General features: G+C 71.8%; 26 protein-coding genes. 17 read left to right on the forward strand and 9 right to left on the reverse strand.

The window, feature by feature from the left end:
* Positions 1–125: 125 nt before the first annotated feature.
* Positions 126–785 carry a response regulator gene (locus tag BLT82_RS10630; RefSeq protein WP_093653663.1) on the forward strand — a complete coding sequence of 220 codons (660 nt, stop codon included), beginning with the start codon at positions 126–128 and terminating at the stop codon, positions 783–785.
* 109 nt (positions 786–894) lie between these two features.
* Here BLT82_RS10630 and BLT82_RS10635 read toward each other — a convergent pair whose 3' ends face one another.
* On the reverse strand, positions 895–1,509 hold the full coding sequence (locus BLT82_RS10635) for an FMN-dependent NADH-azoreductase (protein ID WP_093653664.1): 615 nt from the start codon (positions 1,507–1,509) through the stop codon (positions 895–897).
* Positions 1,510–1,644: 135 nt separating this feature from the next.
* Between BLT82_RS10635 and BLT82_RS10640 the strand changes: the two genes are divergently transcribed.
* From BLT82_RS10640 to BLT82_RS10655, 4 genes are all read left to right on the forward strand, one after another.
* Positions 1,645–1,998: a winged helix-turn-helix transcriptional regulator gene (locus tag BLT82_RS10640; RefSeq protein WP_093653665.1), complete on the forward strand. Its 354-nt coding sequence runs from the start codon at positions 1,645–1,647 to the stop codon at positions 1,996–1,998.
* A gap of 208 nt (positions 1,999–2,206) precedes the next feature.
* Positions 2,207–3,646 (forward strand): DUF2252 domain-containing protein, encoded by a 1,440-nt coding sequence (locus tag BLT82_RS10645; protein ID WP_093653666.1) that lies wholly within the window; start codon positions 2,207–2,209, stop codon positions 3,644–3,646.
* 58 nt (positions 3,647–3,704) lie between these two features.
* A complete protein-coding gene (locus tag BLT82_RS10650; protein ID WP_093653667.1) occupies positions 3,705–4,628 on the forward strand; it encodes a J domain-containing protein in 924 nt (307 codons plus the stop codon).
* 87 nt (positions 4,629–4,715) lie between these two features.
* Complete coding sequence (locus BLT82_RS10655; RefSeq protein WP_093653668.1) at positions 4,716–5,060, forward strand: rhodanese-like domain-containing protein; 345 nt, start codon at positions 4,716–4,718, stop codon at positions 5,058–5,060.
* A 96-nt stretch (positions 5,061–5,156) separates the two neighbouring features.
* Here BLT82_RS10655 and BLT82_RS10660 read toward each other — a convergent pair whose 3' ends face one another.
* The 6 genes from BLT82_RS10660 to paaA all read right to left on the reverse strand — a co-directional run bounded on the left by BLT82_RS10660 (position 5,157) and on the right by paaA (position 10,005).
* A complete protein-coding gene (locus BLT82_RS10660) occupies positions 5,157–6,314 on the reverse strand; it encodes an acyl-CoA dehydrogenase family protein (protein ID WP_093653669.1) in 1,158 nt (385 codons plus the stop codon).
* Positions 6,315–6,438: 124 nt separating this feature from the next.
* Positions 6,439–7,491, reverse strand: a complete 1,053-nt coding sequence (locus BLT82_RS10665) for a 2Fe-2S iron-sulfur cluster-binding protein (RefSeq protein WP_093653670.1) — start codon at positions 7,489–7,491, stop codon at positions 6,439–6,441.
* Positions 7,492–7,992: a 1,2-phenylacetyl-CoA epoxidase subunit PaaD gene (gene paaD, locus BLT82_RS10670; RefSeq protein ID WP_093653671.1), complete on the reverse strand. Its 501-nt coding sequence runs from the start codon at positions 7,990–7,992 to the stop codon at positions 7,492–7,494. It lies immediately after the preceding gene.
* Positions 7,986–8,687, reverse strand: coding sequence for a 1,2-phenylacetyl-CoA epoxidase subunit PaaC (gene paaC, locus BLT82_RS10675; protein WP_093653672.1), 702 nt, complete (start codon positions 8,685–8,687; stop codon positions 7,986–7,988). Before paaC ends, paaD begins: the two co-directional genes overlap by 7 nt.
* On the reverse strand, positions 8,684–8,974 hold the full coding sequence (gene paaB, locus BLT82_RS10680; protein ID WP_093653673.1) for a 1,2-phenylacetyl-CoA epoxidase subunit PaaB: 291 nt from the start codon (positions 8,972–8,974) through the stop codon (positions 8,684–8,686). The genes paaC and paaB overlap by 4 nt, the downstream gene beginning before the upstream one ends.
* On the reverse strand, positions 8,971–10,005 hold the full coding sequence (gene paaA / locus BLT82_RS10685; protein WP_244291912.1) for a 1,2-phenylacetyl-CoA epoxidase subunit PaaA: 1,035 nt from the start codon (positions 10,003–10,005) through the stop codon (positions 8,971–8,973). The genes paaB and paaA overlap by 4 nt, the downstream gene beginning before the upstream one ends.
* Before the next feature lie 112 nt (positions 10,006–10,117).
* On the opposite strand from paaA, the gene BLT82_RS10690 reads away from it, so the two are divergent.
* The 3 genes from BLT82_RS10690 to BLT82_RS10700 are packed head-to-tail and all read left to right on the forward strand — an operon-like array spanning position 10,118 to position 12,866.
* The gene (locus tag BLT82_RS10690) at positions 10,118–11,020 is read left to right on the forward strand and encodes a DUF5819 family protein (RefSeq protein WP_093653674.1); all 903 of its coding nucleotides are present in this window, start codon (positions 10,118–10,120) and stop codon (positions 11,018–11,020) included.
* Positions 11,017–12,210 carry an HTTM domain-containing protein gene (locus tag BLT82_RS10695; RefSeq protein WP_093653675.1) on the forward strand — a complete coding sequence of 398 codons (1,194 nt, stop codon included), beginning with the start codon at positions 11,017–11,019 and terminating at the stop codon, positions 12,208–12,210. Before BLT82_RS10690 ends, BLT82_RS10695 begins: the two co-directional genes overlap by 4 nt.
* The gene (locus BLT82_RS10700; RefSeq protein WP_093653676.1) at positions 12,207–12,866 is read left to right on the forward strand and encodes a TrmH family RNA methyltransferase; all 660 of its coding nucleotides are present in this window, start codon (positions 12,207–12,209) and stop codon (positions 12,864–12,866) included. The genes BLT82_RS10695 and BLT82_RS10700 overlap by 4 nt, the downstream gene beginning before the upstream one ends.
* Positions 12,867–12,941: 75 nt before the next feature.
* On the opposite strand, the gene paaN is transcribed toward BLT82_RS10700, so the two are convergent.
* The gene (gene paaN, locus BLT82_RS10705) at positions 12,942–14,603 is read right to left on the reverse strand and encodes a phenylacetic acid degradation protein PaaN (RefSeq protein ID WP_093653677.1); all 1,662 of its coding nucleotides are present in this window, start codon (positions 14,601–14,603) and stop codon (positions 12,942–12,944) included.
* 124 nt (positions 14,604–14,727) lie between these two features.
* Between paaN and BLT82_RS10710 the strand changes: the two genes are divergently transcribed.
* Both BLT82_RS10710 and BLT82_RS10715 read left to right on the forward strand, forming a co-directional pair.
* On the forward strand, positions 14,728–16,278 hold the full coding sequence (locus BLT82_RS10710; RefSeq protein ID WP_093653678.1) for a 3-hydroxyacyl-CoA dehydrogenase: 1,551 nt from the start codon (positions 14,728–14,730) through the stop codon (positions 16,276–16,278).
* Positions 16,275–16,868, forward strand: a complete 594-nt coding sequence (locus tag BLT82_RS10715; protein ID WP_093653679.1) for a TetR/AcrR family transcriptional regulator — start codon at positions 16,275–16,277, stop codon at positions 16,866–16,868. Before BLT82_RS10710 ends, BLT82_RS10715 begins: the two co-directional genes overlap by 4 nt.
* Positions 16,869–16,893: 25 nt before the next feature.
* Here the strand turns inward: BLT82_RS10715 and BLT82_RS10720 are convergent, their stop codons facing one another.
* Positions 16,894–17,409 carry an Lrp/AsnC family transcriptional regulator gene (locus BLT82_RS10720; RefSeq protein ID WP_093653680.1) on the reverse strand — a complete coding sequence of 172 codons (516 nt, stop codon included), beginning with the start codon at positions 17,407–17,409 and terminating at the stop codon, positions 16,894–16,896.
* 214 nt (positions 17,410–17,623) lie between these two features.
* On the opposite strand from BLT82_RS10720, the gene pdhA reads away from it, so the two are divergent.
* The 7 genes from pdhA (at position 17,624) to BLT82_RS10755 (ending at position 25,851) form a co-directional block, all read left to right on the forward strand.
* Positions 17,624–18,784 (forward strand): pyruvate dehydrogenase (acetyl-transferring) E1 component subunit alpha, encoded by a 1,161-nt coding sequence (gene pdhA, locus BLT82_RS10725; RefSeq protein ID WP_093653907.1) that lies wholly within the window; start codon positions 17,624–17,626, stop codon positions 18,782–18,784.
* The gene (locus BLT82_RS10730) at positions 18,781–19,794 is read left to right on the forward strand and encodes an alpha-ketoacid dehydrogenase subunit beta (protein ID WP_093653681.1); all 1,014 of its coding nucleotides are present in this window, start codon (positions 18,781–18,783) and stop codon (positions 19,792–19,794) included. Before pdhA ends, BLT82_RS10730 begins: the two co-directional genes overlap by 4 nt.
* Positions 19,794–21,314 carry a dihydrolipoamide acetyltransferase family protein gene (locus BLT82_RS10735; RefSeq protein WP_093653682.1) on the forward strand — a complete coding sequence of 507 codons (1,521 nt, stop codon included), beginning with the start codon at positions 19,794–19,796 and terminating at the stop codon, positions 21,312–21,314. The genes BLT82_RS10730 and BLT82_RS10735 overlap by 1 nt, the downstream gene beginning before the upstream one ends.
* A 77-nt stretch (positions 21,315–21,391) precedes the next feature.
* Positions 21,392–22,324, forward strand: coding sequence for an NTP transferase domain-containing protein (locus tag BLT82_RS10740; RefSeq protein ID WP_093653683.1), 933 nt, complete (start codon positions 21,392–21,394; stop codon positions 22,322–22,324).
* Positions 22,321–23,757: a molybdopterin molybdotransferase MoeA gene (locus BLT82_RS10745; RefSeq protein WP_093653684.1), complete on the forward strand. Its 1,437-nt coding sequence runs from the start codon at positions 22,321–22,323 to the stop codon at positions 23,755–23,757. The genes BLT82_RS10740 and BLT82_RS10745 overlap by 4 nt, the downstream gene beginning before the upstream one ends.
* Positions 23,758–23,777: 20 nt before the next feature.
* A complete protein-coding gene (locus BLT82_RS10750) occupies positions 23,778–24,854 on the forward strand; it encodes a potassium channel family protein (RefSeq protein WP_093653685.1) in 1,077 nt (358 codons plus the stop codon).
* Between the two features lie 10 nt (positions 24,855–24,864).
* On the forward strand, positions 24,865–25,851 hold the full coding sequence (locus BLT82_RS10755; RefSeq protein WP_093653686.1) for an NAD(P)H-quinone oxidoreductase: 987 nt from the start codon (positions 24,865–24,867) through the stop codon (positions 25,849–25,851).
* Positions 25,852–25,904: the final 53 nt, after the last annotated feature.

Consider the following 25,904-nt stretch of genomic DNA (forward strand, 5'->3'; position numbering starts at 1 on the left):
ATCCACACCAGGCCAGAAGGCCCTCACCCATTTCAAGATCCCTCAGCCGAGACCTGCATCACCCGTCCACAACCTCCCGGGACAGAACAGCTAGGCCAGGCGCTGGGGGAAGCAGAGGGGGGACTGTGACCGGTTCGCCGATCAGGGTCGTGATCGCCGACGACGAGCCGTTGATCCGGGCCGGGATCCGGATGATCCTCACCTCCGATCAGGAGATCGAGGTCGTCGCCGAAGGGACCAACGGCCGTGAGGCCGTCGAGCTCGCGCGCTCGCACCGCGCGGATGTGGTGCTGCTGGACATCCAGATGCCGGTGATGGACGGACTCACCGCGCTGCCCGAACTGCGCCGCGCGGTCCCCGCGGCGAGGGTCATCGTCCTCACGACCTTCGGCGAGCGGGACAACGTGCTGCGGGCCCTGGAACACGGGGGCGCGGGGTTCCTGCTCAAGGACACCGCTCCGGCGGAGCTGATACGGGCGGTGCGGGCGGCGGCCGCCGGGGATGCCTATCTCTCGCCCTCCGCCACCCGCCACGTCGTGGAGCAGCTCGCCACGGCGCGGGCGGCGACGCGCGACGGGGAGGCCAGGGCCAGGGTCGCGGCGCTCAGCGCACGTGAGCGTGAGGTGCTGGTGCTGCTCGGGGAAGGGCTGTCCAACGCGGACGCCGGGCGCCGGCTGCACATGAGCGAGGCGACGGTGAAGACCTACGTGAGCCGGATCCTGGCCAAGCTCGACTGCGAGAACCGGGTGCAGGCGGCGCTGCTGGCGAGGGACGCGGGGCTGTAGGACCGCGTATCGGCCTTCAGCCTTCGCGGTCCTCCGCCACGGCATCGCGGAGCCGCGGCGGAGGTTTCACGTGGAACATCGACCGGGGCGGCTCGGGCCCAGGGCTCCGTTATGCGGCGTGCCGCGCAGCCAGGTCCTTGGCCTTCTGGGCGGCCTCGGTGAACGCCTTGGAACGGGACGCCTCGGCGAGCGGAACGAGCTCGGCCATCTCGGGCTTGCTGGGCGCCAGGGTGAGTTCGGGAACGATGAAGTCCACCTTGGCCCCGAACATTCCGGCGAACACCTTCTCCAGGTAGTTCTGGACGAACTCGAAGTCCTCCCGGGGAGTCCCGGGGGCGTAGGAGCCGCCGCGGCTGGCGACCACGGTGAAGGGAGTGGCGGCCAGCGGGCCGTTCGGGGTGCCCGCGTTGTGACCCACGATGATCACCTGGTCGAGCCATGCCTTGAGCGTGGACGGGATCGTGAAGTTGTACATCGGGGCGCCGATCAAGACGGCGTCGGCGTCGGCCAGTTCGGCGGCGAGTTCCGCGCGGAGCGCGTCTCCCGCCCCGGCGGAGACCGCGGCGAAGTCCAGGTGCGGCAGGGGGTTCGCGGCCAGGTCGCGGTAGACGACCCGGCCCTCCGGGTGCTCCTCCAGCCAGGTCTTCACGAACGTGGCGGTGACCTCGCGCGAGGCGGAGCCCTGCGGGAAGACGGCGGAATCGATGTGCAGCAGCGTGGCCATGGGGTTCTCCGTGAGGGGATGGAGGTAGCCGACAGCGAGACTCTGCTCGGCTCGCTGCCGTTCCGTGTGTAACTACAAATAACACAGGTGCTTACTTTTTTTCATCACCGCATGGAGGGGCAGTACTCTGAAGGCATGGCGGAACACGGAGAGCACGCGTGCCAGAAGGTCGACGGGGGCATCACGCGCGTCTTCGGGCTGTTCGGCAAGCGCTGGACCGGGCTGATCGTGTCGGTGCTGATGCAGCGGCCGGTCTACTTCGCCGAGCTTCGGCGGGCGATCCCGGGGATCAGCGAGCGCATGCTGTCCGACCGGCTGACCGAACTCGCCGCGGCCGGGCTGGTCGTGCGGGAGGTCGACGAGGGACCGCCGCTGCGCGTGGCCTACCGGCTGACCGACGCCGGTGCGGCGCTGGAGCCCGCGCTCAAGGAACTCGGCCGCTGGGCGGAGGACCATCTGCCCGGCGGGGTGGAGGACGGAGCCTGCTGAGGCCGTCCCGCTGAAGTCCCGCAGGTGCGGCAGCCCTTCCTGAACCATCGGTACACGACAGTGAGGGCCCCCTGGTGTGCCGGCCCGGGGCGGGGTGGCTCCAAGCCGGTGGCGACGGCGGTTGTCCACAGGGGGAGACGCGGGCCCGGCCCGGCGGTACGGTCGTGGCCACTTGATGTTGCACGACAGCGGGGGAGGCGGTCACGCCATGAGTGAGGCCGAAGCGGTGGCGTACCGGCGGACGGCGTCGGAGGGGGCACGCATACCGGAGGTGGCGGGCTTCGCCCGGCGGGTGCCGGGCGGCGTTCCGGACTCTCCCAAGCGGGACGGCAAGGCGCTGCGCCGGCAGGTGCCGCGTTCCTCCCACGACGCGATGGTGATTCCCGAGGGGCGGCCCGACGCGGTGCGGGCCGTGGAGGAGTCCAGCCGGGGCCGGGTCCCCGAGCTCACACCGATCCGGGTGGGGAGGATGGCGGCCGCCCCGTTCGCGTTTCTGCGCGGTTCCGCCGGGCTGATGGCCCACGACCTGGCGGGTACCCCGGTCACGGGCATCGCGGCGCAGATATGCGGCGACGCTCATGCCGGCAACTTCGGTCTGTACGGCGATGCCCGCGGCAGCCTCGTGATCGACCTCAACGACTTCGACGAGACGGCCGTCGGCCCCTGGGAGTGGGACCTCAAGCGGCTTGCCACCTCGCTCGTGCTCGCAGGCCGCGAGGCGGGCGCCGACGAGGACGTCTGCCGCAAGGCCGCGTTCGACGTGGCCGGGTCCTACCGGCGCACCATGCGGCTGCTGGCCAGGCTCTCGGTGCTCGACGCCTGGAACGCCATCGCCGACGAGGAGCTCGTCTCCCACGCCGACGCACGCGACCTGGTGGGCACGCTGGAGCGGGTCTCGGAGAAGGCGAGGAACAACACGAGCGCGCGTTTCGCCGCCAAGTCCTCCGAGGCATCGGAGGACGGGGGCCGGCGCTTCGTGGACGCTCCGCCGGTGCTGCGCCGGGTCTCCGACGCGGAGGCGGCGGCCGTCGCCTCCGCGCTCGCGGGCTATCTGGACACCATCTCGGAGGAGCGGCTCCCGCTGCTCGCGCGCTACGCGATCCACGACGTGGCGTTCCGGGTCGTCGGCACCGGCAGCGTGGGCACGCGGTCGTACGTGGTGCTCCTGCTCGACCACCGGGGAGAGCCGCTCGTGCTGCAGGTGAAGGAGGCGCGTGCGTCCGTGCTGGCGCCCCACCTGGCCGCCGCCGGCTTCGACGTTCCCGAGGTCGAGCACGAGGGCCGCCGTGTGGTCATGGGCCAGAAGCGGATGCAGGTGGTCAGCGACAACCTGCTCGGCTGGACGACGGTGGAGGGCAGGCCCTTCCAGGTGCGGCAGTTCCGCAACCGCAAGGGCAGCGTCGATCCGGCCGCCCTCGCGGCCGACCAGGTGGACGACTACGCCCGGATGACGGGTTCGCTGCTGGCCAGAGCCCACGCGCACAGCGTCGATCCACGGCTGGTCGCCGGCTACTGCGGCAAGAACGAGGAGCTGGACGAGGCGGTGGCCGGTTTCGCGGTGCTCTACGCGGACCGGACCGAGGCCGATCACGCCGATCTCGTCGCCGCGGTCCGCAGCGGGCGGATAGCCGCCGAGCTCGGGGTGTGAGGGGCGGATCTTCCGTCCGCCCGCCGGGGCGGCCGGTGCTCTGCCATACGCTGGGCGGGTGACTCAGGACGCTCCCGGGGGCCCGCCCACCCGGCACGAGGACGAGCAGGACGACCACCGCGTGGACGATCAGAACGTGCAGAGCGATCAGGCAGCGCAGGACGAGCCTGGCGCGAACGGCGTGCGCGAGGGCGCCACGGAGGAGTCCGAGCGTGCCGAGGCTCGGCTGGAGAAGGCCGTACGCGCCGCGGAGCAGGCCCTGATCGAGTTCGAGATCGCGGTCGAGACCTTCCGGGTCGAGGTGGAGAACTTCTCCCGGCTGCACCACCAGAGGCTCGGCCCGATGTACTCGCGTCTGGACGAGCTGGACGCGCTGATCGCCGAGGCCCGGGCGGAGCGGAGCGGCGACCCGGATGATCTGCGCAAGGCCCGGGAGGCGCGGGCCATGGTCATGCCGATGCCCGGCGTCGAAGAGCTCTTCCACGGCTGGATCGACTCCGAGGGCCTCTCGGCCGAGGCAGCGGCCATGCTCACCGACCGGCCGGTGCAGCCTCCCAAGCGGGTACGGCCCACGGACGAGGCCCGCAGGCTCTACCGTGAGCTCGCCCGCAAGGCCCATCCGGACCTCGCCCAGGAGGACAAGGAGCGGGCGCGTCGCGAGGAGTTCATCACACGGGTCAACGCCGCCTACGGTCGCGGTGACGAGGCGCTGCTGCGGGAGCTGACCCGGGAGTGGGAAGCGGGACCCGCGCCCGAGGAGGAGCGGCTCGGCGAGGCCGAGGAGCTCTACGCCCGCCTGGAGTGGCTCGCGCGGCGCAAGGAACTGCTGACGGTGGTCGCCCAGGATCTGGAGGAGAGCGCGATCGGCGCGATGCTGCGAATGGCGCCGGACGACCCCGACCGGCTGCTCGACGAGATCGCGGAGCAGCTGCTTGCCCAGGTCTCGGAGCGAGAGGCCGAGCTGGCCGCGCTGGTGCAGTAGGTTTTCAGGGAGATCGCCCACCCGCCCGCGCCCGGACGCGAGGCGGGAGGAGACAGTACGAGTCCAGGTACGAGAGAAGGCCAGACCATGAACTTCGCCCCGCTGCCCTCGGTGGACGCCGCTTCCGTGCCCGCCGGCGGTCTGGTGCTCGACGTCCGGGAGGACGACGAGTGGGCGGCCGGCCATGTGGAGGGTGCCCTGCACATCCCGATCGGCGACTTCGTGGCCCGCTTCGGTGAGGTCACCGAGGCGGTGGGCGACGGCCGCCGTGCCTATGTGATGTGCCGGGTGGGCGGGCGGTCCGCCCAGGTGACCCAGTACCTGGTGCAGCAGGGCATCGACGCGGTGAACATCGACGGCGGCATGCAGGCCTGGGACGCCGCCGGCCGTCCGATGGTCACGGACAGCGGCAACCCGGCCTTCGTCCTCTAGCGGGGAGCGAAGAGGCCCCACCCGGCCGGGCCGTCGGGCCCGGGAGTCCTCCGGTCTTTCCGGCGTCCCGCGCGCATCCGGCGGGCAGTGCCGCCGTCAGCCGAGCGGGTGCGCCGCGAGCAGGTCCCCCAGGGCCTCCTCGTGAGCGGCGGCCGGTCCGAGGGACAGCTCAAGCTGTTTGGCCCAGGCGTGGTACCGGTGCAGTGCGTAATCGGTGTCCGCGCCGAACCCACCGTGCAGATGCTGTGCGGTCTGGACGACCCTGCGGACCCCCTCGGACGCCCAGATCTTCGCGACCGCCACATCACCGGACACGGGCAGGGGCCCGCCCATCGTGCCGCTCAGACCCGCGGGGGCACCGAGCCGCCATGCGGCCTGCCAGAGAGTCGCCTCCATCGCACGCAGATCGATGTACCGGTCGGCGGCCTGTACGGCCACGGCCTGGAACGTGGCGATGGGGAAACCGAACTGCTCGCGCTTCCCGGTGTACTCGCTGGTCATGGACAGCACACTTTCGCCGAGGCCGAGCGCCTGCGCGCAGGTGCCGGTGGTGAGCAGGTCGCGAAGCCACTCCCAGGCGCCCTCGGCATCGATCACATCGCCGCCGTCGATCCGTACGCCGTCGAGCCGGACCTCGGCGAAGAGCTCACCGCTGGTGGAGACCTGCCCGGCGAGCGACACCCCTTCCCGGATCCGGGGGACCAGAGCGGTCACGGCGCGGCCGTCCTCGGCATGCGCGGGCACGGCGATCAGGTCCGCGCACTGGGCCCAGGGAACCGACGTCTGGACCCCGTCCAGCAGCCAGGCGTCGCCGCCGGGGGAACGGCGGGCGGTGACGGCGAGCTCGGCCGGATCGTGGCCGGTGCGTCCGCAGGCGCCGGCCGTCAGCACGACCTCACCCCGGCCGACCCGCGGCAGCAGCCGCGACGCGGACTCGGGGCGGCCGAATCGCCGAACGGCCGCCGCGACCGCGCCCGTCTCCAGCAGCGGCACCCGCGCCAGCACTCTCGCCGATTCACGCAGAACCAGGCAGAGCGCGACGGGGTCCAGGCCGGCTCCGCCGTGCTCGGGGCCGAGGACGAGGCTCAGCAGATCGGCGGCGGCCAGCCTGTCCCACAGCGCCCGGTCGATGTCGTCCGCCACGGCGCCGGGGGTGAGGGCGGGACTCGGTACCGCGTCGGGCGCGACGCCCGAGAAGACCGCCCTGGCCGCCTCGACGGCTGCTTGCTGTTCCTCGGTGAAGGTGAAGTCCACAGCCCAGTCCCTCCCACGCACCGGATCCGTCCGACGGTCTCGCCGTGCGTCATCCGGTGTTCCCCACCGGCTATCTGACGGACCGTCAAGATAGGGCAGGTTCCCGAGGAAGGGAATGGTGCCGTCAGCGGTCGAAGTCCAGCTCCACGTCCGAGGTCACCGGATGCGACTGGCAGGCCAGCACATAGCCGGCATCCGTCTCCTCCTGCTCCAGCGCGAAGTTCCGGTCCATCCGGACCTCACCCGACACCACGAACGCCCGGCAGGTCCCGCACACGCCGCCCTTGCAGGCGTAGGGGGCGTCGGAGCGGGCACGCAGCACCGTCTCCAGCAGCGACTCGCCCTCCTCCACAGGCCAGGAGCCCGAGCGTCCGTCCAGCGTCGCCGTCAGCCTGCTGTGCACGGGTGCCGAGACGGGTGCCGGGGCGGGCACGTCGTCCACATGGAAGATCTCCTCGTGGATACGGCTCCGCTGGACGCCCAGTCGGCGCAGCGCCCGCTCGGCGCCCTGCACCAGTCCATACGGCCCGCACAGGAACCAGCCGTCCACCTCCGGCACATCGAGGAGTGCCGGCAGCAGGGCCGCCAGCCGCTCCTGGTCGAGCCGGCCCGAAGGCAGCCCCGTCTGCTGCTCCTCCCGGGAAAGCACGGTCACCAGCTGAAAGCGGTCGGGATAGCGGTCCTTGAGGTCGGCCACCTCGTCCAGGAACATCGTCGACGCCGCCGTACGGTCGCTGCGGACCAGACAGAACCGGGCTTCCGGCTCCCTCGCCAGCAGCGTCGCGGCGATCGACAGCACCGGGGTGATGCCGCTGCCGCCGACGACCGCCGCGAAATGCCCCGCACGCGGCTCGAGGACGAACCGGCCCATCGGCTGCATGACCTCGACGGTGTCCCCCGCCGAGAGCTCCTTGAGGGCGTACGTCGAGAACTCGCCGCCGTCGACCAGCCTGATGCCCACGCGCAGCACGGACTCCTCGCCGGCCGCGGCGGCCGGGGAGCAGATCGAGTAGGTACGGCGGATCTCCTCGCCGCCCGACCCGGTGCGGCGCACGGCGATGTGCTGGCCCGGTGTGTGGCGGAAGGCCTCACGGAGCTCGGCGGGCACCGTGAGGGTGACGGCCACGGAGTCGTCCGTGAGCCGCTCGACCTCGCTGACCCGGAGCGGATGGAACATCTACAACTCCTTGAAGTGGTCGAACGGTTCGCGGCAGGCGGCACAGCGGCGCAGCGCCTTGCACGCGGTGGAGGAGAAGCGGCTCAGCAGCTCCGTGTCCGTGGAACCGCAGTGCGGGCAGCGCACGGTGAGCGTGAGCGGAACCGGACCGTCCACGGCACCCGGCCGCGGCGGGGCTATGCCGAACTCCGCCAGTTTGCGCCTGCCGTCCGCGGTGATGTCGTCGGTCGACCAGGCGGGGGAGAGCACCTTGACGACCGACACCTCGGCCACGCCGTGCTCGTGCAGCACCCGCTCGATGTCGGCGGCCATCGCCTCGATGGCGGGGCAGCCGGTGTAGGTGGGGGTCAGCTCGACCTCGACCCTGCCGGGGCCGAGTATCTGGACCCCGCGGAGGACACCGAGCTCCTCCAGGGACAGCACCGGGAGTTCGGGGTCGGGAACGGAGCCCGCCAGACGGCGCAGCTCCGCCTCGAGAGCGGTCTCGGTCCCGGTCACCATGACGCCCCCGGATGGCTCCGGTGCAGATGCTGCATCTCGGCGAGCATCCGCCCGAACGACTCCGTGTGCAGGCCCTGGCGCCCGGCGCCGGCGGACCAGGCACCGGTGTCGGCGGTGTCCGGCACGGTCAGGGTGGCCCGCTTGAGCACGGTCGTGACCGACTCCAGCCAGGCCGACCGCAGTGCCTCCCGGTCCACGTCCAGCCCCTCGACGGGCTGGAACATCTCGCCGGTGAACCGCCAGAGGGCGTCGCAGGCACGCTGCATCCGCTCATGGCTCTCGGCGGTGCCGTCGCCCAGGCGCAGCGTCCACTGCTCCGCGTGGTCCTGGTGGTACGCGACCTCCTTGACGGCCTTCGCGGCGAGTCCGGTGAGCTCGCCGTCCCCCGCCGCCAGCTGCCCGTACAGCAGCCGCTGGTAGGTGGAGAAGTAGAGCTGGCGGGCGATGGTGTGCGCGAAGTCGCCGTTCGGCTGCTCCACCAGCTGGAGGTTCCGGAAGGCGCGCTCCTCGCGCAGATAGGCCAGTTCGTCCTCGTCGCCGACGAGGGAGAGCAGCGTCCGGGCCTGGCCCAGCAGGTCCAGCGCGATGTTGGCGAGGGCGACCTCTTCCTCCAGGACCGGGGCATGACCGGCCCACTCCCCCAGCCGGTGCGAGAGCACCAGCGCGTCGTCGCCCAGCGCGAGTGCGGCGGTCACAGGTGCTTCACCCCTTCCGGGATCTCGTAGAAGGTCGGATGGCGATAGGGCTTGTCGGCGGAGGGCTCGAAGAAGGGGTCCTTCTCGTCGGGCGACGAGGCGGTGATCGCCGTGGACGGGACGACCCAGATCGACACGCCCTCGTTGCGCCGGGTGTACAGGTCACGGGCGTTGCGGAGGGCCATCTCGGCGTCGGGCGCGTGCAGGCTGCCCGCGTGGGTGTGGGACAGTCCGCGGCGCGACCGCACGAAGACCTCCCACAGCGGCCAGTCCTTCGAGGTGTTCATGCCGTCGCCTCCACCTGTGCCTCGCCGGACTTCGTGCCCGACCCTTCCGACGCTGCTGACTCGTGCGGTGCCCCCGAGCCGCCGGAGGCGCTCTTCGCGGCGTATGCCGCGGCCGCCTCGCGCACCCAGGCGCCTTCTTCGTGCGCCCTGCGGCGCTGGGTGATCCGCTGTTCGTTGCACGGTCCGTTGCCCTTGAGGACCTGCCGGAACTCTTCCCAGTCGATGGCGCCGAAGTCGTGGTGACCGCGCTCCTCGTTCCAGCGCAGGTCCGGGTCCGGCAGGGTCAGGCCCAGGGCCTCCGCCTGCGGGACGCAGATGTCGACGAACCGCTGGCGCAGCTCGTCGTTGGAATGCCGCTTGATCTTCCAGGCCATGGACTGCGCGGAGTGGGCGGATGCGTCGTCCGGAGGGCCGAACATCATCAAGGAGGGCCACCACCAGCGGTTCACCGCGTCCTGGGCCATCTCGTGCTGGGCCTGCGTGCCCTGGGAGAGGGCCAGCAGCAGTTCGTACCCCTGGCGCTGGTGGAAGGACTCCTCCTTGCACACCCGGACCATCGCACGGGCGTACGGGCCGTAGGAGCAGCGGCACAGCGGAACCTGGTTGGTGATCGCGGCGCCGTCGACCAGCCAGCCGATCGCGCCGACGTCGGCCCAGGTCAGCGTCGGGTAGTTGAAGATCGACGAGTACTTCTGGCGCCCCGAGTGGAGCTTGTCGAGCAGCTCGTCCCGGCTCGCACCGAGCGTCTCCGTCGCGCTGTACAGATACAGGCCGTGGCCGGCCTCGTCCTGGACCTTGGCCATGAGGATGGCCTTGCGGCGCAGGGAAGGCGCGCGGGTGATCCAGTTCGCCTCGGGCTGCATGCCGATGATCTCGGAGTGCGCGTGCTGCGCCATCTGGCGGATCAACGTTGCGCGGTAGTCGTCGGGCATCCAGTCGCGCGGCTCGATGCGCTCGTCGGCGGCCACGGCAGCGTCGAACCGCGCCTGGTACGTCGAAGCCGCAGCCGTCTCTGCTGTCACTGCCGTCATCGGACTCCCTACCGACCGATCGTTCGGTTGAATGACTTCAATGGTGAGTCGGCGGCCCGTAAGGTGTCAACCCTGTGGATAACCGCAGTGGACCAATGGGGAACGGGGCGGGATGGACTCGTACGACGGCGACGGCGCCGCGCGCGCCGAGGCGGCTCCGCCCGCCGTGCCGGACGGGATACGCGAAGCGGGCAGCTCAGACGGCTCGACCGGCCCGGACGGGCACGTTGCGACGACCGGTTCGGACGCCACCGGTGAGCCGGACGGAACCGGCCCCGCGGGCCGCCCCGACGGCGCCGGTGAACCGGGCGAGGCGCCGCAGCGGCAGCGCCCGGCCGGCGGGATCGCGTCCCTCTCCCTGCCCTACCAGGTCGTGGCCGCCGTCGCCCTCGGGATCGTCGCCGTCTTCACCTGCGTCCACCTGGCCATGGTGTTCCTGCACGTCGCGCCGTCGAACACACTGACCAAGCAGCACGGCAAGGGCGTCGACGAGTGGATCTACCCCGAGTTCGAGCAGAACTGGAAGCTCTTCGCGCCCAACCCGCTCCAGCAGAACATCGCGGTCCAGGTGCGCGCCGAGATCACCGGCCGTGACGGAAGCCGCCGGACGAGCGACTGGATCGACCTCTCGGCCGAGGACGGCGAGGCGATCCGGGGCAACCTCCTCCCCAGCCATGTGCACCAGAACGAACTCCGCCGGGGCTGGGACTTCTACGCCAACTCGCACACCGACGGCAACAAGCCCAACGGCCTGCGCGGCCAGCTCTCCGAGCGCTACGTCCGCCGCATCGTGATGACGCGCCTGGACAACCACGACCTGGGCGGACGCGTCGAGCGCATACAGCTCCGCTCCTCCACCCGCTCCGTCAAGGCACCGCTGTGGAGCCGCGAGAAGATCGACACCCGTCCCTACTACCGGGTGCTCCCCTGGTGGACGGTGACCTCCGCCGATCTGCCCCTCGACGTGCGCAACGGAGCGACGGACGCCCCGAGCGACGAGGAGGCGAGCCGGTGACCCGGCCACTCGACCGCGGGCTCGCGGCTGCCGTCCAGCGGGTGACCTCGACGACCCTCGGGCCGTACCAGAGCGCGATCGTCCGTATCGGCTTCTCCCTGACCTGGCTGCTCTTCCTGCTCCGCGAGTTCCCGCACCGCCGGGAGCTGTACGGCCCGGACGGCCCCTGGGGCTGGGACATGGCCCAGCAGCTCATCGCCGAGAACCACGCCTTCACCGCGCTCATGTGGTCCGACACCGCCCTCTGGTTCGAGGCCGTGTACGCCGTCGCGGTGCTGTCCAGCCTGCTGCTGCTGCTCGGCTGGCGCACCCGCACCATGTCGGTGGTCTTCATGGTCGGTGTGCTGTCGCTGCAGAACCGGTCGATCTTCATGGGCGACGGCGGCGACAACGTGATCCACCTGATGGCCATCTATCTGGTGTTCACCCGCTGCGGCCGGGTCTGGTCCGCGGACGCCCGGCGGGCGCGGCGCAGGACGGAGCCGGACCGGTCGCAGGACCGCTGGGGACCGGTGCTCTGGACGGTGCTCGGTCTGCTGCTCCTCGTCGGGACGCTCACGCACCGGGTCGGTGGCGAGTGGTGGATGGCCCTCCTGCTCTGGGGGCTGTGGGTCTCCCAGGGCGTCTGGTGGGCGGTGAACCGCCACGCACCGGACAGCGAGCACCGCACCCTTCTCGACGTGCTCGCCAACCTGGCACACAACGCCGCCCTCGTCGTGATCATGGCGGAGGTCTGCCTGATCTACGCCACGGCGGGCTGGTACAAGATCCAGGGCTCCCGGTGGCAGGACGGCAGCGCGCTCTACTACCCGCTCAAGCTCGACTACTTCACGCCCTGGCCGGCGCTGTCCGACCTCCTCGCCAACAGCGGGCTGGTCGTGATGGTGCTGACCTACGGCACGGTGCTCGTGCAGGTCGCGTTTCCCTTCACGCTCTTCAACCGGAAGGTCAAGAACGTCCTGCTGGTGGCGATGATGCTGGAGCACGCCGGCATCGCCCTCCTGCTCGGTCTGCCCTTCTTCTCGCTCGCGATGATCGCCGCCGACGCGGTCTTCCTGCCCACGTCCTTCCTGCGCCGGCTCGGCGGCTGGGTGACGGGTGCCCGGGACAGGGTGCTGCGGCGGGCGGTACGGATTCCCGAGCAGCGCGCTACGCCCGAGGAGCAGGCCACCCGTACCCTCGTCGGGTGAGCACCGAGACCCAGGAACCCGTTCAGTACGACGACGGCTACGGCGCGGAGGTGGGCGTCGGGCCCCATCCGGCCCCGTGGCCGGAGGGGGCGCCCTACGATCCCGAGCTGCTCGCGCACGGGGACCGGCGCAATGTGGTCGACCGTTACCGGTACTGGACGCGGGAGGCGATCGTCGCCGACCTGGACACCCGGCGGCACGACTTCCATGTGGCCGTGGAGAACTGGGGCCACGACTTCAACATCGGCTCTGTGGTCAGGACCGCCAACGCCTTCCTGGCCAAGGAGATCCACATCGTGGGGCGGCGGCGCTGGAACCGGCGCGGTGCGATGGTCACCGACCGCTACCAGCATGTGCGCCACCACCCGGACACCGAGTCCCTGACCGCCTGGGCGGCCGCCGAGGATCTCCCGATCATCGGGATCGACAATCTGCCCGGCGCGGTCCCGCTGGAGCGGACCGTGCTCCCGCGTCGCTGTGTGCTCCTCTTCGGCCAGGAAGGCCCCGGACTCACCGAGGAGGCGCGGAAGCACGCCGCCATGGTGTGCTCCATCGCCCAGTTCGGCTCGACCCGCTCGATCAACGCCGGTGCCGCGGCCGCGATCGCCATGCACTCCTGGATACAGCGGTACGCGGACGTCCCGCCGGTGTGCTGACCCGCCCATGAGCGGGACCGACCGCCGGCCCGGCCCGCTCAAGCGGGCCGCGGGCCGGACGGCAGGGCCCGGAGGTCAGGCCTGGCGGCGGATCTCCACCATGCGGAAGCGGTTCGAGACGAAGGCGCCGTCGCACAGAGCCGCATTGGCCGCAGGGTTGCCGCCGGAGCCGTGGAAGTCCGAGAACGCCGCCGTCTGGTTCACATAGACCCCGCCGGTGAGGTTCAGGGAGAGCTGCGCCGACTCCTCCAGGCAGACCTCCTCGATCGCGCGCTCGGTGTCCGCCGAGGTCGTGTAAGCGCCGACCGTCATCGCGCCCTGGTCGCGCACCGTGCGGCGTAGCAGGTCGAGGGCGTCGCTCGTCGAGTCGACGGCGACGGCGAAGGACACCGGCCCGAAGCACTCGGACATGAACGCCGCCTCGTCGTCGGGCTTGGCGCCGTCCAGCTTCACGATCACGGGCGTGCGGACGACGGCGTCGGGGAACTCCGGATTGGCGACCTCGCGCGAGGGCAGCGCGACCTCGCCGAGACCCGCCGCGGCCTCGAGCCGGGACTTCACGTCCGGATTCACCAGGGCGCCCAGCAGGGCGTTCGCCCTGCCGTCGTCGCCGAGCAGGCCGCTGACGGAGGCCGCGAGGTCCGCGACCACCTCGTCGTACGACTTGGGGCCCGCGTCCGTGGTGATGCCGTCGCGCGGGATGAGCAGGTTCTGCGGGGTGGTGCACATCTGGCCGCTGTACAGGGACAGCGAGAACGCCAGGTTCGAGAGCATGCCCTTGTAGTCGTCGGTGGAGTCGATCACCACCGTGTTGACGCCGGCCTTCTCCGTGTAGACCTGGGCCTGCCGGGCGTGCTCCTCCAGCCAGTCGCCGAACTCGGTCGACCCGGTGTAGTCGATGATCTTGATCTCCGGCCGGAGCGCGAGGGTCTTCGCGATGCCCTCGCCCGGGCGCTCGGCGGCCAGGGCCACCAGGTTCGGGTCGAAGCCCGCCTCGCCCAGCACCTCGCGGGCGATCCGGACCGTCATGGCGAGGGGGAGGATCGCGCGCGGGTGGGGCTTCACCAGCACGGGGTTGCCGGTGGCCAGCGAGGCGAACAGGCCAGGGTAGCCGTTCCACGTCGGGAAGGTGTTGCAGCCGATGAGCAGCGCGATGCCGCGCGGGGCCGCCGTGAAGACCTTCCGCAGCTCCAGCGGGTCACGCTTGCCCTGGGGCTTGGACCAGTCGACGCCCTGCGGCGTGCGCGTCTGCTCCTCGTAGGCGTACGCCACCGCCTCCAGGCCGCGGTCCTGGGCGTGCGGGCCGCCGGCCTGGAGCGCCATCATGAACGCCTGCCCGCTCGTGTGCATGACGGCGTGGGCGAACTCATGGGTGCGGGCGCTGATCCGCGAAAGGATCTCCAGACAGACCAGGGCGCGCGTCTCGGGACCCGCGTCGCGCCAGGCCGCCATGCCCGCGCGCATCGCGGGCAGCAGGACGTCGAGGTCGGGGTGCGGGTACTCGACGCCCAGCTCGGGGCCGTACGGCGACACCTCCGCGCCGGTCCAGCCGTCGGTGCCGGGCTGGTCGAGCTCGAAACGGGAGCCGAGCAGGGCCTGGTACGCCGCGAGGCCGTCGGCCGCGCCGGTCTCGCCGTAGGCCTTCGGGTGCTCGGGATGGGGCGACCAGTACGCCCGGGAGCGGATCGCCTCGAGAGCCCGGTCGAGCGTCGGCCGGTGGGTCTCGGTCAGCTGCATGAAAGACCAACTCCTCGGTGAGCTGGGCAGGGGAACGCGGACAGAGTTAGAGTAACCGAACGATCGGTCGGGACAAGGGGGGTCCGCAGATCCTGTGGATGACTCGTAGGGGAGGATCACTGCCATGACCGTCACCGACGCCGCCGGCGGCCCGAGCGGCACCGACGCCATCGCGCCCAGTCGCACCGTCGCCGTCGTGGGCGCGGGCACCATGGGGCAGGGCATCGCGCAGGTCGCGCTGCTCGCCGGCCATCGCGTACGCCTCCACGACGTCGCCCCCGGCCAGGCGGAGACCGGTGCGGACGCGATCCTGAGCCGCCTGGAGCGGCTGGTCGAGAAGGGGCGGCTGGAGGAGGACGCCCGCGGTGCGGCGGCCCTCCGGCTGGAGCGCACGACGGAGATCGCCGAGCTCGCGGACAGCGCCCTGGTCATCGAGGCCGTCGTCGAGGACCTCGCCGTCAAGCAGCAGCTCTTCCGCGCCCTGGAGGAGGTCGTCGCGGACGACTGCCTCCTCGCCACCAACACCTCCTCGCTGTCCGTCACCGCCATCGCGGGCGCGCTGCGACGGCCCGGCCGATTCGTCGGGCTGCACTTCTTCAACCCGGCGCCGCTGCTCCCGCTGGTCGAGGTCGTCAGCGGCTTCGCCACCGCCGAGGACGCGGCCGCCCGGGCCTACGAGACGGCGAGGGCCTGGGGCAAGACCCCGGTCCGCTGCGCCGACACCCCCGGCTTCATCGTCAACCGCATCGCCCGGCCGTTCTACGCCGAGGCCTTCGCGGTCCACGAGGAGCGCGGCGCGGACCCCGCCACCATCGACGCCGTCCTGCGGGAGTGCGGCGGATTCAGGATGGGTCCGTTCGAGCTCACCGACCTGATCGGCCAGGACGTCAACGAGGCGGTCACCCGCTCCGTGTGGGAGGCGTTCTTCCGGAGCCCCAAGTTCTCGCCCTCGCTCGCCCAGCGCCGCCTTGTCGAGTCCGGCCGTCTGGGCCGCAAGTCGGCCCACGGGTGGTACCCGTACGAGGACGGCGCGGAGCGACCCGAGCCGCACACCGCACCGGCGACCGAGCCGCCGCCGCACATCACCGTGGAGGGCGACCTCGGCCCTGCGCAGGCGCTGGTCGGTCTGTGCCGGGAGGCCGGCATCACCGTGCACGAGGAGGACGAGGACCACGGGACCCGCATCCTGCTCCCGAGCGGCGGGCAGCTCGCGCTCGCGGACGGACAGACGTCGGCCGAGTTCCGTGACGTCGTCTACTTCGACCTGGCCCTCGACTACCGGACGGCGACGAGGATCGCCCTGTCCGCGTCCGAGGTCACCGGCTGGGAGACTCTGCGGCAGTCGATCGGCCTGTTCCAGGCCCTGGGCAAGAAGGTCAGCGTCATCGGCGACGTGCCGGGCATGATCGTCGCGCGGACGGTCGCGATGCTCGTGGACGCCGCGGCCGACGCCGTCGCCAAGGGAGCCGCGTCCCCGGAGGACATCGACACCGCCATGCGGCTCGGGGTCAACTACCCGGTCGGCCCGGTGGAGTGGGGTCACCGGCTGGGCCGCGCCTGGGCGCACGAACTCCTCGACGAGCTCCACGCGCGCGTGCCGACCGGCCGCTATGCGCCGTCCCTGGGCCTCTACCGCCAGTCGTACGTCCGGATGAAGGGCGACCAGTCCTCATGACGACCCCCAAGCGCGACACCTACACCCCGGAGACACTGCTGGCCGTCGCCGTCGGGGTCTTCAACGAACGCGGCTACGACGGCACGTCCATGGAGCACCTCTCGAAGGCCGCGGGCATCTCGAAGTCGTCGATATACCACCATGTGTCCGGCAAGGAGGAGCTGCTGAGGCGGGCCGTCAGCCGTGCCCTCGACGGGCTCTTCGGGATCCTCGAGGAGCCGGGCGCGACGCGCGGACGGGCGCTGGAACGGGTCGAGTACGTGACGCGCCGCACCGTAGAGGTGCTGATGGCGGAGCTGCCGTACGTGACGCTGCTGCTGCGGGTCCGGGGCAACACCAGGACCGAGCGATGGGCCATGGAACGGCGCCGCGAGTTCGACCACCGGGTCGCCGACCTGCTCAAGGCGGCTGCGGCGGACGGCGATCTGCGCGCGGACATGGACACGAGACTGGCGACGCGGCTGCTGTTCGGCATGGTCAACTCCCTGGTGGAGTGGTACCGGCCGCAGGCGGGCACCGGCTACGACCGGCAGCAGGTCGCCGACGCGGTGGTCCGGCTGGCCTTCGACGGGCTGCGCACGGCGTCCTGAGCCGGCGGCGAGGGCCTTCCGGACCTCAGCGGGCCGGGTCCGGATCCAGGTCCGTCTCCTCGAAGACCAGCAGGGTGCGCGTGGACAGCACCTCGGGGATCGCCTGGAGCCTGGTCAGCACGAGTTCCCGCAGGGTGCGGTTGTCCGGTGTGTGAACCAGCAGCAGGACGTCGAAGTCGCCGCTGACCAGCGCTATGTGGGCCGCCCCCGGGAGCGCCTGGAGCTGCTCGCGCACCGTCCGCCACGAGTTCTGGACGATCTTGAGGGTGATGTAGGCCGACGCGCCGTGGCCGGCGCGCTCGTGGTTCACCCGTGCGCTGAAGCCCCGGATCACGCCGTCGTCGATCAGCCGGTTGATGCGGGCGTAGGCGTTGGCCCGCGACACGTGGACGCGTTCGGCCACGGACCGTATCGAGGCGCGGCCGTCCGTCTGGAGGATGCGGAGGATGTCGCGGTCGATCGCGTCCAGGGTGCGCGGCGCCGGGCCCTGGTTCGCGCCGGGCACCGCTTCGTAGACCGTGCGGTCCCCGTCGTCGGCCATTTGTTCAGCTGTCACGTCCCCCCACCTTTCTGCCGTGGACGACCTGCTCCTATCCCAGGCTGTGGAGAACCGTTTGTCCACAGGCTGAAGGTGCCTGTAGCCAAAATGCGCCAACGACCGAACAATCGGTAGGTGAGGCGCCTCACACTCCGCGCCCTTCATGGGTCCTTATGCCCGCTCCCACGAGGAGGTGCTCGCGTTGAAGAAGAGCAGCATGACGGTCCAGGAGCGGCCGGGTGCGGCCTACCGGCCCACCCCGCCGCCCGCCTGGAAGCCGCGCACCGACCCTGCGCCGCTGCTTCCCGACCCGGAGCCGTACCGGGTCCTCGGCACCGACGCCGCGGCCGGTGCCGACCCCGAGCTGCTTCTGCGGCTGTACGCGGAGCTGGTCCGCGGCCGCAGGTACAACGCGCAGGCGACCGCCCTCACCAAGCAGGGCAGGCTCGCCGTCTACCCGTCGAGCACCGGCCAGGAGGCCTGCGAGGTCGCCGCCGCCCTCGCCCTGGAGGAGCGCGACTGGCTGTTCCCCAGCTACCGGGACACCCTCGCCGCCGTCGCCCGCGGGCTCGACCCCGCGCAGGCACTCACGCTGCTGCGCGGTGACTGGCACACCGGCTACGACCCGTACGAGCACCGCATCGCGCCGCTGTCCACCCCGCTCGCCACCCAGCTCCCCCACGCCGTGGGGCTGGCCCACGCCGCGCGCCTCAAGGGCGACGACGTGGTGGCGCTCGCGATGGTCGGCGACGGCGGCACCAGCGAGGGCGACTTCCACGAGGCGCTCAACTTCGCCGCCGTCTGGCAGGCACCGGTCGTCTTCCTGGTGCAGAACAACGGCTTCGCGATCTCGGTGCCGCTCTCCAAGCAGACCGCGGCGCCCTCCCTCGCGCACAAGGCGGTGGGATACGGAATGCCCGGCAGGCTCGTCGACGGGAACGACGTGGCCGCGGTGCACGAAGTGCTCGGCGAAGCCGTCGCACGGGCCCGCCGGGGCGGCGGCCCGACCCTCGTCGAGGCGATCACCTACCGCATCGACGCGCATACCAATGCCGACGACGCCACCCGGTACCGGGGCGACAGCGAGGTCGAGGCCTGGCGCGAGCACGACCCGATCCGGCTGATGGAGACGGAGCTGACGGGCCGAGGACTGCTCGACGAGGACGGAGTGCGGTCGGCCGCCGAGGCCGCCGAGACGATGGCCGCGCAGCTGAGGGAGCGGATGAACGCGGATCCCGTGCTGAACCCGATGGACCTGTTCGAGCACGTCTACGCCGAGCAGACCAGTCAGCTGCGGGAGCAGGCCGCGCAGCTGCGGGCCGAGCTGGACGCCGAGAGCGGAGAGGGCGCCCAGGGCGCGGAGGGTGACGCACGATGAGCACGGCAACCGCACGGCAGGCCAAGCCCGCCACGATGGCGCAGGCCCTTCAGCGGGCGATGCGCGACGCCATGGCCGAGGACCCGACCGTCCACGTCATGGGTGAGGACGTCGGCACGCTCGGCGGGGTCTTCCGGGTCACGGACGGCCTCGCCAAGGAATTCGGCGAGGACCGGTGCACGGACACTCCGCTGGCCGAGGCGGGCATCCTCGGGACGGCGGTCGGCATGGCGATGTACGGGCTGCGTCCCGTCGTCGAGATGCAGTTCGACGCCTTCGCCTACCCGGCGTTCGAGCAGTTGATCAGCCATGTGTCCCGGATGCGCAACAGGACGCGCGGGTCGATGCCGATGCCGATCACCGTGCGGGTGCCCTACGGCGGAGGAATCGGAGGCGTCGAGCACCACAGCGACTCCTCCGAGGCGTACTACATGGCGACTCCGGGGCTCCATGTCGTCACGCCGGCGACGGTCGAGGACGCGTACGGACTCCTGCGGGAGGCCATTGCCTCCGACGACCCCGTGGTCTTCCTGGAGCCGAAGCGGCTTTACTGGTCGAAGGCCGACTGGTCGCCGGACGCCCCGGCGGCCGTCGAACCCATCGGCCGCGCGGTGGTGCGCCGCGAGGGGCGCAGCGCCACGCTCATCACCTACGGACCCTCCGTTCCGGTCTGCATGGAGGCGGCCGCGGCCGCCGAGGCCGAAGGATGGGACCTGGAGGTCGTGGATCTGCGTTCGCTCGTGCCCTTCGACGACGAGACCGTGTGCGCCTCCGTACGCCGCACGGGCCGGGCCGTCGTCGTCCACGAGTCGACGAGCTTCGGCGGTCCGGGCGGCGAGATCGCCGCACGGGTGACCGAGCGCTGTTTCCACCACCTCGAGGCCCCTGTGCTGAGGGTGGCCGGTTTCGACATTCCCTATCCGCCGCCGATGCTGGAGCGTCACCATCTGCCGGGTGTGGACCGGGTACTGGACGCCGTGGCACGGCTGCAGTGGGAGGCGGAGAGCTGATGGCCCAGGTGCTCGAATTCAGGCTGCCGGACCTCGGTGAGGGCCTGACGGAGGCGGAGATCGTCCGCTGGCTGGTGGACGTGGGCGATGTCGTCGCCATCGACCAGCCGGTCGTCGAGGTCGAGACGGCCAAGGCGATGGTCGAGGTGCCCTGCCCGTACGCGGGTGTGGTCACCGCGCGCTTCGGCGACGAAGGGGCGGAGCTTCCCGTCGGGGCTCCCCTGCTCACCGTCGCGGTGGGCGCGACGGAGCCCGTCCCCGGCGGCTCCGCCGGGACCTCCGGTCCCGCCGAGAGCCAGGTCGAGGAATCCTCCGGCAATGTCCTCGTGGGCTACGGGACGGGTGCTCCGGCGGCACGCCGCCGGAGGATCCGCCCGTCGTCGCTGTCGGGCGGCAGGCCCCCGGCCCCGGGCGGCACATCTGCCGCAAGCGGTCCGGAGCCCGTCGGGTCGGCCGGCGGACCGGTACCCGGGGCATCCGCCGCCGGGCGCGAACCGGTGTGGGACAGCGCGGTGGAGAGCCCGGCGCCCGACGCCCCGCGCGGCACCCCCGCCCAGGGCGACGTCGTCCTCGAAACCGTCCGAGCCCACGACGGTCCTGTCGCGGTCATCTCGCCGCTGGTCCGCCGTCTGGCCCGGGACAACGGGGTCGATCTGCGGGCGCTGCGGGGATCCGGTCCTGACGGCCTGATCCTGCGCGTGGATGTGGAGCACGCCGTACGGGCACGTGCCGGCGCGGCCGAGCAGCACGTCGCGGCGGAGCCGCCCGTGCAGGCCCCCCTTGCCGTGACCGAACCCGCAGCGGTGCCGGCCACCGCCCGCCGCGCGGCCGGCGGTGAGCGGATCCCGCTGCGCGGGGTGCGCGGCGCCGTGGCGGACAAGCTGTCCCGCAGCCGCCGCGAGATCCCGGACGCGACCTGCTGGGTCGACGCGGACGCCACCGAACTCATGGCCGCCCGCAAGGCCATGAACGCCGCGGGCGGACCGAAGGTCTCGCTGCTCGCCCTGCTGGCCCGTATCTGCACGGCGGCGCTCGCCCGTCATCCCGAGCTCAACTCCACGGTTGACCTGGAGGCGAGGGAGATCGTGCGGCTGCCCGAGGTCCATCTCGGCTTCGCGGCCCAGACCGACCGGGGTCTGGTGGTCCCGGTCGTCCGTGACGCCCAGGACCGCACTGCGGAGTCGCTCACCGAGGAGTTCGCGCGGCTCACCGACAAGGCCCGCCAGGGCACCCTCACCCCGGCGGACCTCACCGGCGGCACGTTCACGCTGAACAACTACGGGGTGTTCGGGGTCGACGGCTCCACGCCGATCATCAACCACCCGGAAGCGGCCATGCTGGGGGTCGGCCGCATCGTGCCCAAGCCGTGGGTGCACGAGGGACAGCTCGCCGTCCGGCAGGTCGTCCAGCTCTCCCTCACGTTCGACCACCGGGTGTGCGACGGCGGCACGGCCGGCGGTTTCCTCCGGTACGTGGCGGACTGCGTGGAGCAGCCCGCGGTACTGCTCCGCACCCTGTGATCCCCCGGTAGCGCCGGAAACCCGTATCGGCGGGGCCGGCGGGTTCCGCATCGGCGGTCACGGCCCATACTTCTGGGGTGACTGCCGATGCGGAAGCGGATTACGACGCCATCGTGCTCGCCGGAGGTGCCGCCAAGCGGCTCGGCGGGGCGGACAAGCCGGGAGTGAGCGTCGGCGGCCGGACGCTGCTCGACCGGGTGCTGACGGCGAGCCGGGGCGCCGGCCGGACGATCGTCGTCGGCGGGCGGAGGCCCACCGCGCGCCCGGTGACCTGGACGCGTGAGACCCCGCCCGGGGGCGGACCGCTCGCCGCGCTCCACGCGGGGCTCCGCGAGTCGGGAGCGCCCACCGTCGTGGTGCTCTCCGCGGATCTCCCCTTCCTCGACGAGGGGACCGTCCGGCGGCTGCTCGAAGCCCTGGATTCCGGCGGCCGGGAGGGTGCGCTCCTCGTCGACGCCGACGGACGCGACCAGCCGCTCGTCGCGGCGTACCGTGCGGAACCGCTCCATCGTGAACTGGCACTGATCGCCGCCGAGCACGGCGGCCTCGCAGGGCTGCCGCTGCGTCTGCTCACGCGCGAACTCGATCTCGACCGGGTGGCGGCCGCACGACTGGCCGCGTACGACTGCGACACCTGGGAGGACATCGTCACGGCCCGGGCCAGGATCAGGGAGCATGGGAACGTGCTGGATGAATGGATCACCGCAGTCAAGGACGAACTCGGCATCGACCTCGAGGTGGACACGGGCCTGCTCCTCGACCTCGCCCGGGACGCCGCCCATGGCGTCGCCCGGCCCGCGGCGCCGCTGACCACCTTCCTCGTCGGCTATGCCGCGGCCAGGGCGGGAGGGGACGGCACCCAGGCGGTCGCCGAGGCCGCCCGCAAGGCCGCGGCGCTCGCCGAGCGATGGGCCGCCGAGGCCGACGAGGCGGCGGCAGGCAAGCCCGGGACGGACGGACAGGACGGCCGGAGCGGCTCGGACCGGAGCGACGAGGCCGGTAGCCGATGACCGCACAGGACCATGATCTCGGAGCTGCGGGCGCCACCGGGCGGGGCGACGGCGATGAACCCGCGCCCGGTCCCGTACCCCATGGCAGAGACGGTGACCGCGTCGTCGCCCCGGCGGCGGACGGCGATGACGGTGTCGAGGACGCTCTCGCGCTGGTGGGCAGGCGGTCGGCCCTCTCTCCCCGGGGTCGGCAGGCACCCGCTCCGGGGCAGGACGGTCAGCACAGCGGGCATCGCGGCACGCCCTGGGACGAGGCCCGGGCCGTGGCGTCGCGCGCCGGACGGGCGGGTGTACTGCGTACCCATCGCGACCCCCTCGCCGCCTCGCTGGGCCGGGTGCTCGCCACCCCGCTCACCGCGTTCATCGATCTGCCGCCGTTCGACACCTCCGCCATGGACGGCTGGGCGGTCGCCGGCCCCGGTCCGTGGACGGTGGTGTCCGGCGACAACGGCATCCTCGCCGGACAGGGTGAGGCCGAGATCCTCGTGGACGGCACGGCCGTACGGATCGCCACCGGTGCCCGTGTCCCGCCCGGCGCCACCGCGGTGATCCGCAGCGAGCACGCCCGGACCGACGGCGGTGGCCATCTGCACGCACGGCGCCAGGTGATCCACGGTCAGGACATCAGGCCCCGTGGACAGGAGTGCCGGTCCGGCGACCAACTCCTGCCCGCCGGAACACTGGTGACCCCCGCCGTACTCGGTCTTGCGGCGGCCGCCGGCTACGACGAACTGCACACGGTGGTCCGTCCGAAGGTGGAGGTGCTCGTCCTGGGCGACGAGCTGCTCACCGAGGGGCTGCCCCACGACGGGCTGATCCGTGACGCGCTCGGGCCGATGATCAGCCCCTGGCTGCGGGCTCTCGGAGCCGAGGTGACCGGCACCCGCAGGGTCGGTGACGACGCCGAGGCACTGCGGCGGGCGGTGGCCGAATCCGATGCCGACCTCGTCGTCACCACGGGCGGTACGGCCGCGGGACCGGTCGACCATGTCCACCCCATGCTCCGCAAGGTGGGCGCCGAGTTGCTGGTCGACGGCGTCGCCGTACGGCCCGGGCATCCGATGCTCCTGGCCAGGCTCGCTCCGGGCCGGCATCTGGTGGGACTGCCCGGCAATCCGCTCGCCGCGGTCTCCGGGCTGCTGACCCTCGCAGAGCCCTTGCTGCGCCTGCGGTCCGGACAGGCAACCCCGGCCCCGTACCGCGCGTCCCTGAGGGACGAGGTCCATGGTCATCCGCAGGACACCCGGCTGGTTCCGGTGGTGCACCGCGGCGACGCGGTCGTACCGCTGCACTATCGCGGTCCGGCCATGCTGCGCGGTATCGCCGCCGCGCACGGACTCGCCGTCGTGCCTCCGGGGGGAGGGCGGCCCGGCGACGAGCTGGAGGTCCTCGATCTGCCCTGGCCACCGAGTTCCGAAGGGTGTTTCACGTGAAACTTCCCGGCCAGGACGCCATGGCCCGGCAAGCGGACGAACAGCTGGCCGTCTCCAGGGTTCATCTGCCCAAGCAGACCGTCGAGAGACCGCTGGTGCAGGTCACCAAGCGGCTGTTGATGGCCCTGTTCGTCCTCGTGCTGACGGTCTTCATCGTCTGGCTGGACCGCGACGGCTACTACGACAACGCGGACGAGAAGGTCGATTTCCTCGACGTCGTCTACTACTCCACCGTGACCCTCTCCACCACGGGCTACGGCGACATCGTTCCGCAAAGCGACGGTGCGCGCCTGGCCAATGTGCTGCTGGTGACGCCGCTGCGTGTGCTGTTCCTGATCATCCTGGTCGGTACCACCCTCGAGGTCCTCACGGAGCGGACCCGGGACGAGTGGCGGTTGAAGCGTTGGAGGTCCACCTTGCGTGACCACACTGTCGTCATCGGCTTCGGCACGAAGGGGCGTTCCGCGCTGCTGACCCTCTGCGCCACGGGCCTGCAGAAGGCGCAGGTCGTCGTTGTCGACCCGAGCTCCAAGGTGATCGAGGCCGCGAACGCGGACGGCTTCACCGGCGTCCTCGGGGACGCGACCCGGAGCGATGTGCTCCTCCGCGCCGAGGTGCAGCGGGCACGGCAGATCATCATCGCCACCCAGCGCGACGACACCGCGGTCCTGGTCGCGCTCACCGCGCGGCAGCTCAACCGCGGCGCGAAGATCGTGGCCGCGGTCCGCGAGGAGGAGAACGCGCCGTTGCTGCGCCAGTCCGGCGCCGACGCGGTGATCACCAGCGCCAGTGCGGCGGGCCGGCTCCTCGGACTGTCCGTGCTCAGCCCGTACGCGGGCACGGTGATGGAGGACCTGATCCAGCAGGGCAGCGGGCTCGACATCCTCGAGCGCCCGGTGATAAAGAGCGAGGTCGGAAAGAACGTCCGGGAGACGGAAGACCTGGTGGTCAGTGTGCTCCGCGGGCACCGGCTGCTCGGTTACGACGACCCCGAGGCCAGCCCGCTGCAGCTGACCGACCGGGTGATCACCATCGTGCGGGCGACGAACCCCCGGCCCGGAGCGGTGCGGGGTAGCGGCAACGCCAAGCCGGAGTAGCCTCGCGGCCATGCATGCGATCACGATTCCCGAACCAGGTGGTCCCGAGGCGCTGGTCTGGGCGGAGGCACCGGACCCGGAACCCGGCAGGGGGGAGGTCCTCGTCGAGGTTGCCGCGAGCGCGGTCAATCGGGCGGACGTCCTCCAGCGGCAGGGCTTCTACGACCCGCCGCCCGGTGCCTCCCCGTACCCGGGGCTGGAGTGCTCCGGCCGGATCGTGGCCATCGGCGACGGCGTCTCCGGATGGAGCGTGGGCGACGAGGTGTGCGCGCTGCTGTCGGGCGGCGGATACGCGCAGAAGGTCGCCGTGCCGGCGGGCCAGCTGCTGCCGGTCCCCAAGGGCGTCGACCTGGTCACGGCGGCGGCACTGCCCGAGGTCACGTGCACCGTCTGGTCGAACGTGTTCATGGTCGCCCATCTGCGGCCCGGCGAGACGCTGCTGGTGCACGGTGGCGCCAGCGGGATCGGCACGATGGCCATCCAGCTGGCGAAGGCGGTGGGTGCACGCGTCGCCGTCACCGCCGGCGGGCCCGACAAGCTGGCGCGCTGCGCCGAGCTGGGCGCCGACATCCTGATCGACTACCGCGAGCAGGACTTCGTCGAGGAGCTGCGGAAGGCGACCGACGGGGCCGGAGCCGATGTCATTCTCGACATCATCGGTGCGAAGTACCTGGACAGGAACGTGCGTGCGCTGGCCGCCAACGGACGTCTGGCCGTGATCGGGCTGCAGGGCGGGGTGAAGGGCGAGCTGAACCTCGGGGTGTTGCTCGGCAAGCGGGGAGCCGTGACCGCGACATCGCTGCGCGGGCGCCCGCTGCACGAGAAGGCGGCGATCGTCGCGGCGGTGCGGGAGCATGTCTGGCCGCTCGTCGAGGCGGGAGCGGTGAAGCCCGTGGTGGACCGTGTGCTGCCGATGCCGGAGGCGGCCGAGGCACACCGGATCCTGGAGTCCGGTGCCCATGTGGGCAAGGTGCTGCTGGTGGCACAGGCCGGGTAGCGCCCAGTCGCCCGGCCCGGTCGGCCCCGGGGGCAAGCACGCCGGCCCGCGTC

This window comes from Streptomyces wuyuanensis, assembly GCF_900103455.1.
In the GTDB taxonomy this organism is placed as follows: domain Bacteria; phylum Actinomycetota; class Actinomycetes; order Streptomycetales; family Streptomycetaceae; genus Streptomyces; species Streptomyces wuyuanensis.